At 71.9% G+C, this 12,975-nt stretch carries 11 protein-coding genes and 1 pseudogene; 7 read left to right on the forward strand and 5 right to left on the reverse strand.

The features are described from left to right. Window positions 1–964, reverse strand: a 964-nt coding sequence (locus tag AB0H83_RS02400) for a spermidine/putrescine ABC transporter substrate-binding protein (RefSeq protein ID WP_360085581.1), incomplete at its 3' end; no start/stop codon positions are given. Between the two features lie 230 nt (window positions 965–1,194). On the opposite strand from AB0H83_RS02400, the gene AB0H83_RS02405 reads away from it, so the two are divergent. Genes AB0H83_RS02405 through AB0H83_RS02420 form a run of 4 tightly spaced genes read left to right on the forward strand, consistent with a single transcriptional unit; the run spans window position 1,195 to window position 4,992 of the window. Further along, window positions 1,195–1,695 carry an Lrp/AsnC family transcriptional regulator gene (locus tag AB0H83_RS02405; protein WP_360085584.1) on the forward strand — a complete coding sequence of 167 codons (501 nt, stop codon included), beginning with the start codon at window positions 1,195–1,197 and terminating at the stop codon, window positions 1,693–1,695. Then, window positions 1,692–3,071, forward strand: a complete 1,380-nt coding sequence (locus tag AB0H83_RS02410) for an aspartate aminotransferase family protein (protein WP_360085587.1) — start codon at window positions 1,692–1,694, stop codon at window positions 3,069–3,071. The genes AB0H83_RS02405 and AB0H83_RS02410 overlap by 4 nt, the downstream gene beginning before the upstream one ends. A 50-nt stretch (window positions 3,072–3,121) precedes the next feature. Beyond that, window positions 3,122–3,649 (forward strand): pyridoxamine 5'-phosphate oxidase family protein, encoded by a 528-nt coding sequence (locus AB0H83_RS02415; protein WP_360085590.1) that lies wholly within the window; start codon window positions 3,122–3,124, stop codon window positions 3,647–3,649. Further along, window positions 3,646–4,992 (forward strand): FAD-dependent oxidoreductase, encoded by a 1,347-nt coding sequence (locus AB0H83_RS02420; RefSeq protein ID WP_360085593.1) that lies wholly within the window; start codon window positions 3,646–3,648, stop codon window positions 4,990–4,992. The genes AB0H83_RS02415 and AB0H83_RS02420 overlap by 4 nt, the downstream gene beginning before the upstream one ends. Before the next feature lie 4 nt (window positions 4,993–4,996). Here the strand turns inward: AB0H83_RS02420 and AB0H83_RS02425 are convergent, their stop codons facing one another. Further along, window positions 4,997–5,446, reverse strand: a complete 450-nt coding sequence (locus AB0H83_RS02425) for a metallopeptidase family protein (protein ID WP_033364641.1) — start codon at window positions 5,444–5,446, stop codon at window positions 4,997–4,999. 173 nt (window positions 5,447–5,619) lie between these two features. On the opposite strand from AB0H83_RS02425, the gene AB0H83_RS02430 reads away from it, so the two are divergent. Then, a complete protein-coding gene (locus AB0H83_RS02430; RefSeq protein WP_033364642.1) occupies window positions 5,620–5,976 on the forward strand; it encodes a DUF3499 domain-containing protein in 357 nt (118 codons plus the stop codon). 47 nt (window positions 5,977–6,023) lie between these two features. Here the strand turns inward: AB0H83_RS02430 and AB0H83_RS02435 are convergent, their stop codons facing one another. After that, window positions 6,024–6,281 (reverse strand): WhiB family transcriptional regulator, encoded by a 258-nt coding sequence (locus AB0H83_RS02435; protein ID WP_033364663.1) that lies wholly within the window; start codon window positions 6,279–6,281, stop codon window positions 6,024–6,026. Between the two features lie 412 nt (window positions 6,282–6,693). Between AB0H83_RS02435 and AB0H83_RS02440 the strand changes: the two are divergent. Next, window positions 6,694–7,053, forward strand: a pseudogene (locus AB0H83_RS02440) (signal peptidase I); the annotation flags it as partial. A 309-nt stretch (window positions 7,054–7,362) separates the two neighbouring features. On the opposite strand, the gene AB0H83_RS02445 reads toward AB0H83_RS02440, so the two are convergent. After that, window positions 7,363–9,843, reverse strand: coding sequence for a bifunctional FO biosynthesis protein CofGH (locus AB0H83_RS02445; RefSeq protein WP_360086472.1), 2,481 nt, complete (start codon window positions 9,841–9,843; stop codon window positions 7,363–7,365). A gap of 175 nt (window positions 9,844–10,018) precedes the next feature. Next, window positions 10,019–11,788, reverse strand: a complete 1,770-nt coding sequence (locus AB0H83_RS02450) for a hypothetical protein (RefSeq protein ID WP_360085598.1) — start codon at window positions 11,786–11,788, stop codon at window positions 10,019–10,021. Window positions 11,789–11,918: 130 nt separating this feature from the next. On the opposite strand from AB0H83_RS02450, the gene cofD reads away from it, so the two are divergent. After that, window positions 11,919–12,875 (forward strand): 2-phospho-L-lactate transferase, encoded by a 957-nt coding sequence (gene cofD, locus AB0H83_RS02455; protein ID WP_360085601.1) that lies wholly within the window; start codon window positions 11,919–11,921, stop codon window positions 12,873–12,875. The last annotated feature ends 100 nt before the right edge of the window (window positions 12,876–12,975 follow it).

Consider the following 12,975-nt stretch of genomic DNA (forward strand, 5'->3'; position numbering starts at 1 on the left):
GGATCAGGATGTTGTCCGACCACAGCATCAGGCCCGACTCGGGCGCGACGAACTTGACGTCCTCGTTCTCGGCGCTGAGCTGGATGACGTCGCCGGACCACGCGATGCAGGCCGCGATGTCGCCCTTGTTCAGGTCTTCCTTGTAGTCGTTGCCGGTGAACTTGCGGATGTGGCCGGAGTCCACCGCCTTCTTCAGCGTCTCCAGCGCGGCGTCGAACTCCGCGTCGGTCACGGTGCCGGGGTCCTTGCCCTGCGACATGAGGATCAGCCCGACGGTGTCGCGCATCTCGGAGAGCACCGCCACCTTGCCCTTGAGGTCGGCGCGGGTGAGCAGCTCGTCGATGGTGCGGACCTCTTTGGTGACCTTCGCGTTGTACGCGATGCCGGTGAGCCCGGACTGCCACGGCGCGGCGAACTTCATGTCCTTGTCCCACGCCCGGTTGCGCAGGGTCGCGAGGACGTTCTTGGTGAAGTTCGGCGTCTTGGCGTTGTCGAACTGCTGGACCCAGCCGAGCCCGACGACCCGGGAGGCCATCCAGTCGGTGAGCACCATGATGTCGCGGTCGATCGACTGGCAGGCCTGCAGCTGGTTGCGGACCTTGCCGAAGAACTCGTTGTTGTCGTTGACGTCCTCGTTGTACGTGACGGCGATGCCGGTCTTCGCGGTGAACGCGTCGAGGGTCGGCCGCTTCGACTCGTCCTTCTCGTCGACGTCGACGTACAGCGGCCAGTTGGAGAAGATCAGCTTCTTCTCGGTGGCGGAGACGTCGGTGGCGACGCACGCCGCCTTCTCCGCCTCGGTCTTCTTGGCGGGCTTCGTGCCGCAGGCGGCGAGGCCGCCGCCCGTCGCGATGAGGGCACCGCCGGCGAACAGGCCACGCATCAGGGTCCGGCGCGACAGGCCGGTGGCGTTGAGGACCGCGGCCGCTTCTGCGGAGAGCGGCGGGCGAGAGGGGTTTCGCACGAGGGCTCCTACGGATCTCGGGCCGGAACCATGGGGGGCGGTAACCGACGACCGATCCTGACACGATGTGCCACCACAGACAAGGGATTCCGTTGTCACGATCGGGCCGCACAACGAAAAGCGCCACGTGGTCAATCCGAGGTTACGGTCGTCACCCCGCTGAAACACAGGGCAGCACCACGACCGCTTCCTACGACATCACGAATCCGCAGAACGGCCGTGATCCAGCTATGGAATTAGTTGCCAACGGCCCGGCATTGGGCAAGAATCCACACGTGACCGAGCCCGTCCTTGACGACGTCAACAAGCGGATCATCGAGCAGCTGCAGCGCGATGGTCGCATGTCCTACGCCGCCCTCGCCAAGGTCGTCGGCCTGTCCGAGGCGGCCGTGCGCCAGCGGGTGCAGCGACTGCTGGACACAGGGGTGATGCAGATCGTGGCTGTCACCGATCCGCTGACCCTGGGCTTCGCCCGGCAGGTGATGATCGGGTTGAAGGTCGAGGGCGACCTTCGCCCGGTCGCCAAGGCCCTCGCCGCAGTGCCCGAGATCGACTACGTGGTGATCTGCGCCGGCGGCTACGACCTGCTCGTCGAGCTGGTCTGCACCGACGACGAGCACCTGCTCAACCTTCTCAACGACACGATCCGGAGCATCCCTGGCGTCACCGCCACGGAGACCTTCGTCTATCTCAAGCTCGCCAAGCAGACCTATGCGTGGGGGACCCGATGACCGATCAGCAGCCCGACGCCGCGCGCCTCGACCAGGCCGCCCGCGATCACCTCTGGATGCACTTCACCCGCCTGTCGGCCTACGCCGAGGCCCCCGTCCCGGTGATCGTCCGCGGTGACGGGCCGTACATCTACGACAGCAACGGCAAGCGCTACCTCGACGGCCTCGCCGGGCTGTTCGTCGTCCAGACCGGGCACGGGCGGCACGACCTCGCCGACGCCGCCGCCAAGCAGGCCTCGGAGCTGGCGTACTTCCCGCTGTGGTCCTACGGGCACCCGAAGGCGATCGAGCTGGCCGACCGGCTCGCCGACCTGACCCCCGGCGACCTCAACCGGGTCTTCTTCACCACCGGCGGCTCCGAGGCCGTCGAGAGCGCGTGGAAGCTGGCCCGCTCCTACTTCAAGCGCACCGGCAAGCCGATGAAGACCAAGGTGCTGTCCCGCTCGATCGCCTACCACGGCACGTCGATGGGCGCCCTGTCGATCACCGGCATCCCGGTGCTCAAGCAGGAGTTCGAGCCGCTCGTGCCGGGCGCGTTCCGGGTGCCGAACACCAACTTCTACCGCCGGCCCGACCAGTCGATGACCGAGGAGCAGTTCGGCGTCTGGGCCGCGGACCGCATCGCCGAGGCGATCGAGTTCGAGGGCCCGGAGACCGTCGCAGCCGTCTACCTGGAGCCGGTGCAGAACGCCGGCGGCTGCTTCCCGCCGCCGCCCGGCTACTTCCAGCGGGTCCGTGAGATCTGCGACCGCTACGACGTGCTGCTCGTGTCCGACGAGGTGATCTGCGCGTTCGGCCGGCTCGGGGAGTACTTCGGCGCCAAGCGCTTCGGCTACCAGCCCGACATCATCACCGTCGCGAAGGGCCTCACCTCCGGCTACGTGCCGCTGGGCGCGATGCTCGCCTCCGAGCGGCTCGCCGAGCCGTTCCTGGAGGGCGCCAACTGGTTCGCCCACGGCATCACCTACGGCGGTCACCCCGTCGGCTCCGCGGTGGCCCTGGCCAACCTGGACATCTTCGAGCGCGAGGACCTCAACGGACACGTGCGGGCCAACTCCCCGATCTTCCGGTCCTACCTGGAGCGCCTGTACGACCTGCCGATCGTCGGCGACGTGCGCGGCGACGGGTACTTCTTCGGCATCGAGCTGGTGAAGGACAAGGCGACGAAGGAGACCTTCAACGACGAGGAGTCCGAGGCGCTGCTGCGCGGCTTCCTGTCCAAGGCCCTCTTCGACGCCGGGCTCTACTGCCGCGCCGACGACCGCGGCGACCCGGTGATCCAGCTGGCGCCGCCGCTGATCTGCGACGAGAGCCACTTCGCCGAGATCGAGCAGATCCTGCGCTCGGTGCTGACCGAGGCATGGGCGCGCCTGTAAGCCGCACCAGCGTCCGCCGGCTTCCCGAGCTCCAGGTCGACGATCCAGCGGTGCTGCACGGCATTCTCGACGCGGGGACGGTCGCCCAGGTCGCGATCGTCCAGGATGGACAGCCGTACGCGATTCCCGTCGCGTACGGCCGGTCCGGCTCCTCGGTGCTCTTCCACGGATCCACCGGCAGCCGCCTGTTCCGGACCCTCGCCGGCGGCGCGCCGTGCTGCTTCACGGTGACCCTCCTGGACGGCCTGGTGCTGGCCCGCAGCGCGTTCGAGACGTCGATGCACTACCGGTCGGTGATGGCCCTGGGCCGGTGCACAGTCGTCGAGGACAAGGCGCCGGCTCTGCGCACGATCAGCGAGCACATCGCGCCCGGCCGGTGGGCCGTCGTGCGGCCGCCCTCACGCAAGGAGCTGGCCGCCACCCTGGTCCTCGCACTGCCCCTCACCGAGGTCTCCGTGAAGGTGAGCGCCGGCCCGCCGGGCACTTCCCCCGAGGACGCGGGATACGACGTGTGGACGGGGGTAGTGCCGTTTCGCGTTGAACGCGGCGAACCGATCGAGTGCGAGGAGGAATCATGAGTTTCTGGATGTCCGTGCTTCCTTCGGTGCCGCCGCGTGCCCCGTTGCCCGGCGACGTCGACGCCGACGTGGCGATCGTCGGCGCCGGGTACACGGGGCTGTGGACGGCGTACTACCTCGCCAAGGCCGACCCGGCGCTGCGCGTGGTGGTCCTGGAGGCGGAGACCGCCGGGTTCGGGGCCAGCGGGCGCAACGGGGGCTGGTGCTCGGCGCTGTTCCCCAAGTCGGTGCCGGCGCTCGCCCGCACCCACGGTCTCGCCGCCGCGCTCGCGCTCAACGCCGCGATGGAATCCACAGTGGACGAGGTCGGGCGGGTCTCGGCGGCCGAGGGCATCGACTGCGACTACGCCAAGGGCGGCACTGTCGTGCTGGCGCGCTCGGCGGTCCAGCTGGAGCGGGCGCGGCACGAGGTCGCCGAGGCCCGGGAGCTCGGGATCGACCTGCGGCTGCTGTCGGCCGACGAGGCGGTCGAGCGGGTCGGCGCGACCAGCGTGCTCGGCGGCACGTACACGCCGCACTGCGCGGCGATCCAGCCGGCGAAGCTGGTGCGCGGGCTGGCCGCCACGGTCGAGCGGCTCGGGGTGCGCCTGTATGAGCAGACCCCGGTCACGGCCATCAGCGCCGGGCGGGCCGACACTCCACACGGGACGGTCCGCGCGCCGATCGTGGTGCGGGCCACCGAGGGGTTCACGCCCCGGCTGCCGGGGCTGCGCCGGGCGATCGCGCCGGTCTACTCGCTGATGATCGCGACCGAGCCGCTGCCCGCGTCGTTCTGGGCGTCGGCCGGGCTGGCGCACCGCGAGACGTTCTCCGACCACCGGCACCTCATCATCTACGGCCAGCGCACCGCCGACGACCGGCTCGCCTTCGGCGGGCGGGGCGCGCCGTACCACTTCGGGTCCGCGGTCTCGCCGTCGTTCGACGCGTCGCCGCGGGTGTTCGCGGAGCTGCGCCGGGTCCTGGTCGAGCTGTTCCCGGCGCTCGGCGACGCCGAGATCGGGCACACCTGGGGCGGTCCGCTCGGCATCGCGCGGGACTGGATGGCGTCGGTCGGGCTCGACCCGGCCACCGGGCTGGCGTGGGCGGGCGGCTACGTGGGCGACGGGGTCGGCACGTCCAACCTTGCCGGCCGTACCCTCGCCGACCTCATCCGCAAGGTGGACTCGCCGCTGGTGAGCCTGCCCTGGGTGGGCCACCGCTCGCCGCGGTGGGAGCCGGAGCCGCTGCGCTGGCTGGGGGTCAACACCAGCCTGCGGGTCATGACCGGCGCCGACGCGTCGGAGTCGCGGACCGGGCGGCCGTCGCGCCGCGCCGCCCTCATGTCGCGCGTGCTGGGCGGCTGACGTGCTACGGCTCGAGATCCTCCGGCGCCACCCCGAGCAGGTTGGCGACCTGCTCCAGGATCACGTCGTGGACCAGGTCGGCGAGGTCGTCGTGGTCCGCGGCGCGGAACTCCAGCGGCCGGCGGTAGAGCACGATGCGCGGTGGCACGCCGTGCCGGCCGGGACGGCCGGGCAGCAGCCTGGCCAGCGGCACCTCGCCATCCTCCAGGACGTCGGAGTCGTAGACGTTCAGGTCCGGCGGGACGTCCTCGACGGCGAACTCGACGCCGGCCAGCTCGTTGGCGAAGCGCTGCTCCAGCTGCTCGACGGAGTCGAGGACCAGGTCGTCGAACATTTCCGCGCGGGTGCGGGACATCGGCAGGGAGGCGGGCACCAGCCGGCCGCGCAGCCCTCGACCGTGCCGGTCGCGGCCACGCCGTCCCGGGCCACTGCGTCGTCGATCGGGGCTCGCCACGCTGTCAGCGTAGCGCCACGACCGCAGCGGCAGTGGTACGGCGCCACCGTGCGATCCTCCATGCCACTTCGGGGGGCCGTTCGTCAACCGGACGGGCGTGTCGGCGTGGTCACCACGGCGTGTCGTGAGGCTTCGGGGTTGGGCTGCGGCCCACGGAGCGATACGGTTCGGCCGTGAGGACCCCACGTCGATGCTCGCGCAACGGATGCCCCCGACAGCCCGTTGCGACGTTGACGTACATTTATGCCGAATCGACCGCAGTCGTCGGTCCGCTCGCGGCGTTCGCCGAGCCGCACTCCTATGACCTGTGTGAATCGCACGCCCGCGGTCTGACCGCACCCCGGGGCTGGGACCTGGTCCGGCACGAGGGTGAGTACGGTCCACCGCCACCGTCCAACGACGACCTCGTCGCCCTCGCCGAGGCGGTCCGCGAGGCCGCCCGCCCCGCGCCGCACAAGGAGGACCCCGGCAACCACCCGCACCAGCAGGGCCGCCGCGGGCACCTGCGGGTCATTCCCCCGGACGCGTAAAGGGCGCCGGCCCTGTGGCCGGCGCCCCTCACAAAACCTGCGACCTGCTAGGCGGCGCGTCGCTTGAGCTTGCGACGCTCCCGTTCCGAGAGTCCACCCCAAATCCCGAAGCGCTCGTCGTGCCCCAGCGCGTACTCAAGGCAGTCCGCCCGCACCTCGCAGCGCGAGCAGATGCGCTTGGCCTCTCGGGTCGACCCACCCTTCTCCGGAAAGAATGCCTCCGGGTCGGTCTGCGAGCACAAAGCGCGTTCTTGCCACTCCGGAGCGTTACCCAGCAGGTCGGCCACGACTGGTCGGCCGTCCATCAGCGTGCCTCCTTCTTGCGCGCCGGCGGCGATGCCGGCGCAACCCCCCACGCGGAAGGCGCATGTCCTACAAGGTTGCTGTTCCTCGGCGCGGTGTTCTTTATGTCCGAAAGATGGCCCAACTTTCGGTCATCCCCTCGAACATCCCCCGTGAAATTACACGCGTGTAATGCGTGCGTCGTCAAGCCGAACCTGATAAATAGGCCCGCTCGGGCGATCGCTTGCACCCCGTGCCGTACCCATACCGAGCAACCCCCACCGGAGGTAACGGGCGACACGCCGGACGCGCCGGAAGACACCCCGAGAGTCTCCTGAAGGTTTTGCTCAGGAGCGCCGATCCCCCGCCGAAATACGCCGATGTGCGGGGAAACCTGGAGTTCGGCGCGGCAGTGGCTCGACCCGGGGTACTGTCGTGATCAGGCGGCTGCTGCTCGGCGCCGCGGTCACGATCGTGCTGTTCACGGTCGGCGTCGCCGGCCTGGGCTGGAAGCCCTACGTGGTCATGTCGGAGTCGATGTCGCCGGCGCTGCACACCGGCGATGTGATCCTCGTCGATCCGAATGCCCATTCCCTTGCCGTCTACGAAATCGTCACCTACTCCGACCCGCGCGGGCTCGTCACCCACCGGGTGATCGCCCAGGCCGAGGACGGCACGTTCACCGTCAAGGGCGACGCCAACCAGCGGCCCGACACCCGTCCGGTCGAGCGAAGACAGGTGGTCGGGCCGGTCCGGCTGATCCTGCCGCACGTGGGCTGGCCCGTCGTCCAGGTCCGCACGCACCCGTTCAAGGTCGCCGGTGGCGCGCTGATCCTGGCACTCGTCTGGCCACGCCGCCGGGTGCTGCGGATCGTCGTGCTCGGCGGCCTTGTCGCGATCGTGGCCATGGTGCCCACCACCGGCGCGCTGCCGCCCGCTCCGTCTGCCGCGCCGCCGCCCGGCGCGTCGTCGCTCGGCGTGCTGCCCGCTCCCCCGGCCGCGCTGCCGCTTGCTCTGCCCGCCGCGCCGCCGTCCGCTGCGCCGCCGTCCGCTGCGCCGCCGTCCGCCGCGCCGCCGCCCGCCGCGCTACTGCCGCCCGGCGCCTCAGGTACGGGCGGTGACGTGACCGTAGGTGGTGGTGCGCTGCCGCACCGGGCGGCCGGCGGCCTTGCCGATCGCCTCCAACTCCTCCTGGGTGCGCGAGGATCCGTGCTCGGAGCCCGCCATCCTGGAGATGGTCTCCTCCATCAGGGTCCCGCCGATGTCGTTGGCGCCGCCGTTGAGCATGGCCACCGTGCCCTCGTCGCCGAGCTTCACCCATGAGCACTGGATGTTGTCGATCCTGCCGTGCAACAGGATCCTGGCCATCGCGTGCACGGCCCGGTTGTCGCGCCACGTCGGGCCCGGCCGGGCGATGCCGGCGAGGTAGATCGGCGCGCTGTGGTGCACGAACGGCAGCGCCACGAACTCCGTGAAGCCGCCCGTGCGGTCCTGGATGCCGGCCAGCACCCGGAAGTGGCCCAGCCAGTGGCCGGGGTGGTCGACATGGCCGTACATCATCGTGGAGCTCGACCGGATGCCCAGCTCGTGCGCGGTCGTCACCACCTCCACCCAGGCCGAGGTCGGCAGCTTGCCCTTGGTGAGCACCCAGCGCACCTCGTCGTCGAGGATCTCCGCGGCGGTGCCCGGGATCGTGTCCAGGCCCGCCTCCTTCAGCTGGGCCAGCCAGTCGCGGATCGACACGCCGGCCTTCGACGCGGCCGTCACGATCTCCATCGGGCTGAACGCGTGCACGTGCATGCCCGGGACCCTCGCCTTGATCGCGCGGACCAGCTCGGCGTACGCGCTCACGGGCAGCTTCGGGTCGATGCCGCCCTGCATGCAGACCTCGCCGGCGCCGGCGTGCCAGGCCTCCTCGGCGCGGTCGGCGACCTCCTCGTAGGACAGCCGGTAGGCGTCCGCGTCGCGCTCCCGCTGGGCGAACGCGCAGAACCGGCAGCCGACGTAGCAGACGTTGGAGAAGTTGATGTTCCGGTTGACCACGTACGTGATGTCGTCGCCGACGGCGTCGCGGCGCAGGTCGTCGGCGATACGCGTCAGCGCCTCCAGTCCCGCACCGTCCACATTGAACAGCGCGAGCGCCTCGGCCTCGTACCGTGGCAGCAGCAGGCTTTTCGGGTCCTCCTCGGCGAGCTTCAGTCCACTGTGGACCTCGCTGCCGAGGCGGGCCACGGGGGCGCTGGTGACCCGGCCGGCGACCTCCTGCCAGTCGCCGTAGACAGCGTCGAAGTCGCCGCGGCGGTCGCTGGTGCGGCCCTCGGTGTCGATGGCCTCGTGCAGGTCGGTGCGGCCGCTGCTCTCGATGCCGCCGTCGGGCTCCTGCCAGGGCAGGCCCTCGGGCTTGACGCCCTCCAGGGCGAGACCGGTCCCGGGGTCCATGAGCGCCGCGACGTGGGCGGCCAGCCTGGCGTCGAGCCAGGGGACGCCCTTCTTCGCGTACTCGGGGTAGACGGTGAGGCGTTCCTTCAGCGTGAACCCGTGCTGCTCCGATCGCTCGGCCAGCTCGTCGATGGCCGGCCAGGGGCGCTCGGGGTTGACGTGGTCGGGGGTCACCGGGGAGACGCCGCCCCAGTCGTCGATGCCGGCCCGCAGCAGCAGGCCGTGCTCCTCGTCGATGAGGTTGGGCGGGGCCTGGATCCTCGCCTTCGGCCCGAGGACCAGCCGGGCGACCGCCACCGTCGCGGCCAGCTCGTGCAGCTCGGCGTCGGGCATGCCGCGCATCGCCGTGTCCGGCTTGGCGCGGAAGTTCTGGACGATGACCTCCTGGATGTGCCCGTACTCCCGCATCGTCCTGCGGATCGCGAACAGCGCCTCGGCGCGCTCCTCGATCGTCTCGCCGATGCCGATCAGGATGCCGGTCGTGAACGGCACGCCGACCCGGCCCGCGTCGTCCAGTACCCGCAGCCGCACCGCGGGCTCCTTGTCCGGCGAGCCGTAGTGGGCGCCGCCCGGCTCCGACCACAGGCGGGTCGCGGTGGTCTCCAGCATCATGCCCATGCTCGGCGACACCGGCTTCAGCCGCTGCAGCTCCGCCCACGACAGCACGCCGGGGTTGAGGTGCGGCAGCAGGCCTGTCTCCTCCAGCACCGCGATGGCGCAGGCGCGCAGATAGTCCAGGGTCGAGTCGTAGCCGCGCTCGTCCAGCCAGCGTTTCGCCTGCTCCCAGCGGTCCTCCGGCCGGTCGCCGAGGGTGAACAGGGCCTCCTTGCAGCCCTGGGCCTGGCCCTCCCGGGCGATCGCGAGGACCTCGTCGATCTCCAGGTACTCGCTCGGCAGCCGGTGCGGCACCGTGGCGAACGTGCAGTAATGGCACCGGTCCCGGCACAGCCGGGTCAGCGGGATGAAGACCTTCCTCGAGTACGTGACGACGCCCGGCCGTCCCGCATCGGCGAGTCCCGCGTCGCGGACCGCGCCGGCGATGCCGAGCAGCTCGTCGAGGGCCTGGTCCCGGGCGGTGAGCAGCACGGCGGCCTCGGTCACGTCGAGGGCACGGCCGTCCGCCGCACGCCGCAACGCCCGGCGCATGGCGTTGCCCTCGGTACCTCTGACTACAGACGTCACGCATTGCAGCGTAGGCCGCCGCCGGGCCGATCGACCCGCACACCCGATGTGACTGTTCTCCTTGCGTGCCGCTCACGGCCGCGGGCACCCGCCGTGATCGACGGGTGCCCGCGGGGTGGTGCCTGCTCCTGCGTGCCGGTCAGGACTTCGGGGGGATCACCTGGGTGCGCTGGGTGTCGTCGCCGTCGTCCTCGTTGCCGTGCTGCCCGGTGCCGGGCTGCTCGGCGGCGGCCGCGGGGGGCGTGAACGCCGTGGTCGCGTCGGGGTCGGCCACCGGGTGGGCCTGGGTGGCCTCGGCGTCGTCCGTGTGCGCCTGGGCCGCGGCCGGCTGCTCCTGCGCGGCGGCCGGCTGCTCCTGGGCCGGCACGGGTCCGGTGACCTGGGTGGCGGCCGGGTTGGCCTCCTGGGTGGCGGCCGGGTTGGTGGCTGTCTGCTCCTCGGCGGCCGGGGTGGCCGTGACCAGGGTGTAGGCGGCGGTGGCGTCGGGGTCGGCCTCCGCCTTCGCGATGCTGACCGGGGCTGCCTGGGCCGCCTGGGCTCCCTGGGGCTGGTCCCCGGTGGGGAACGCGCCGGTCTTGCCGAACGGCGACGCCGCGCCGCCCGTGTCCTCGCCTGCGCCGACGGCCCCGCCGGTGCCGGTCTGCTCCGTCCCGGCGGCGGCGCCCGACGTGGGGTGGGTCGAGGAGCCACCTGGCCAGCCTGCTGCGGCGAAACCACTCGATGGCGTCGCCCCACCGTCACCGGAGGACCCGGCCGGGGGTGCCGAGACCGGCGGCGCGACGGGCGGGGCCGAGACCGGCTGGGCGGCGGGCGCCGTGTACGCCGCGAACGGCGAGCTCAGCGGCGGCGTCGACGCGGGGGCGGCGGAGACCGGCTCGGCCGGCTCGGTGGCCGCGGCGGGCTGCTGGGTGGCCGGGGGCTGCTGGGCGTACGCGGGGGCCCCCGACGCCGGGGCGGTGAACGCGGGGGCGCCCGTCGACGGCGCGACGAACCCGGGCGCGCCGGTCGCCGCCGGGTTGTACGGGGCCTGCTGCGCCTGCGGGTTGTAGCCGGTCGCCGGGGCACCGGCGGCGGGCGCGCCCGAGGCGGGAGCGGCCGCGGCGTAGTTGATCGGTTGCGTGGCGTACGCCTGCTGCTGGCCCGCCGCGGGCACGACCTGTCCGGTACCGGTGGTCGCCGGGTTGGTCCAGCCGCCGGTCTGCGGCTGCTGCTGGTAGCCGGGGTGCTGGGCGTACTGCTGCTGCGGGTACTGGTAGCCCTGCTGGCCGTACGGGTACGCGGGCTGGCCGTAGACGCCGGGGGCCGGTTTCGGGGGCGCGTAGGCACCGAGGTACACCCGGATGACGAGGAACAGGCCGAGCCCGACGAGCGCGAGACCGCCGAGGCGGGTCAGGAAGATCGAGAGCGCGACGCCGGCACTGAGCGAGGTCTCCGGGCGCAGGTCGCCGATCAGGCTGGCGAGCAGCATGACCAGGCCGAACAGGGCGGCGACCGCGTATTCCACGAGGGCGATCAGGACGATGGTCTTCGCCTTCGGCACGACCGGGTCGACGTGGGTCGCGAGCAGCACCGCGAGGATCGGCAGCGCGGCCGTCTCGATCGAGACGAACGCGCCGAACGAGCCGCCCGCGTTGCTCAGGAACTGGCTGGTCAGTGTGGACAGCAGGGCGAGGAACCCGGCGAGCAGGAACGCGCCGGCCACACCCAGCAGCACGAACGCGGCCAGCTCGCGATACGGCATGGTGAGCGCGCGGGCCTTCTTGACGTCGACCGGCGCGGCGCTCTGCGGCTGCGGGGCGCTCAGCGGCTGTGGCTGCGGCTGCGGCTGGAACGACGAGGTGGCCGGGCCGGTGGCGTAGGCCGGGTGTGGCGCCGCCGAGGACGTCGGCTCGGGTGGCTGGGTGCTCACTGGCTCTCCCCAAGTTCTAGCGGTCACGCGACAGGTCGCTCGCAGCCTAGCCCTCGAACGGAAAATTCGCGTGCGTGGACGGGTCACGGGCGGCACGGGAACTGTCGTACCCGTGCGGCAGGATGAGGGTATGCGGATCGTGGTTCTGGCCGGTGGGATCGGCGGCGCGCGCTTCCTCCTCGGGGTGCGCGCCGTGGGGCAGGAGTTGGGCGCGGAGGTCACCGCGGTGGTCAACGTCGGCGACGACGTGACGCTGCACGGGTTGCGGATCTGCCCCGACCTCGACAGCGTCATGTACACGCTCGGCGGCGGCGCCGATCCGGAGCGCGGCTGGGGCCGCGTCGGCGAGACCTGGACCGTCAAGGAGGAGCTCGCCGCCTACGGCGCGGAGCCGACCTGGTTCGGCCTCGGCGACAAGGACATCGCGACCCATCTGGTGCGCACCCGCATGCTGGACGCCGGCTATCCCCTGTCCGCGGTCACCGAGGCGCTCTGCGACCGCTGGCAGCCCGGCATCACGATGCTGCCGGCCAGCGACGACAGGGTCGAGACGCACGCCGTCGTCGAGATCGACGGGGCGAGCCGCGCGATCCACTTCCAGGAGTGGTGGATCCGTCACCGGGCGGAGGTCCCGACGTCGCGGTTCGTGTTCGTCGGCGCCGAGACGGCCAAGCCCGCCGCGGGCGTGCTGGAGGCCCTCGCCGCCGCCGACGTCGTGCTGGTCGCCCCGAGCAACCCGATCGTGTCGATCGCGCCGATCCTCGCCGTCCCCGCGGTCCGCGAGGCCGTCGCGACCGGCACCGCCCCGGTCGTCGGCGTGTCGCCGATCATCGGCACCGCCCCGGTGCGCGGCATGGCCGACAAGTGCCTCGCCGTGATGGACGTCGAGTGCAGCCCCGCCGGCGTCGGCGGCCTGTTCGGCGCCCGCTCGGCCGGCGGCGTCCTCGACGGCTGGCTGGTCGACGAGACCGACGCGGGGGTCGAGGTGCCCGGGCTGACGGTCCGCGCCCGGCCGCTGTGGATGACGGATGTGGCGGCGACCTCGGCGATCGTCCGCGAGGCGCTGTCGGTGGCGGGCGTGGCATGAGCGGCCCCGCAGCGCAGCGGAGGGCTGCGAATCAGCAGCTCAGGGTGGAGCTCAGGCCGACACCGGAGCGCAGCGGAGGTGGCGGCATGAGCGGCCCGCA

This window comes from Dactylosporangium sp. NPDC050688, from assembly GCF_040654515.1.
Classification (GTDB): domain Bacteria; phylum Actinomycetota; class Actinomycetes; order Mycobacteriales; family Micromonosporaceae; genus Dactylosporangium.

Excerpts from the sequence above, each read along its gene's own strand:
- AB0H83_RS02445 (WP_360086472.1), bottom strand. The coding sequence starts at position 9,843 with ATGCGCCGGGCGTTGCGGCGTGCGGCGGACGGCCGTGCCCTCGACGTG.
- AB0H83_RS02410 (WP_360085587.1), top strand. The coding sequence starts at position 1,692 with ATGACCGATCAGCAGCCCGACGCCGCGCGCCTCGACCAGGCCGCCCGC.
- AB0H83_RS02405 (WP_360085584.1), top strand. The coding sequence starts at position 1,195 with ATGGAATTAGTTGCCAACGGCCCGGCATTGGGCAAGAATCCACACGTG.
- AB0H83_RS02435 (WP_033364663.1), bottom strand. The coding sequence starts at position 6,281 with ATGGACGGCCGACCAGTCGTGGCCGACCTGCTGGGTAACGCTCCGGAG.
- AB0H83_RS02420 (WP_360085593.1), top strand. The coding sequence starts at position 3,646 with ATGAGTTTCTGGATGTCCGTGCTTCCTTCGGTGCCGCCGCGTGCCCCG.
- cofD (WP_360085601.1), top strand. The coding sequence starts at position 11,919 with ATGCGGATCGTGGTTCTGGCCGGTGGGATCGGCGGCGCGCGCTTCCTC.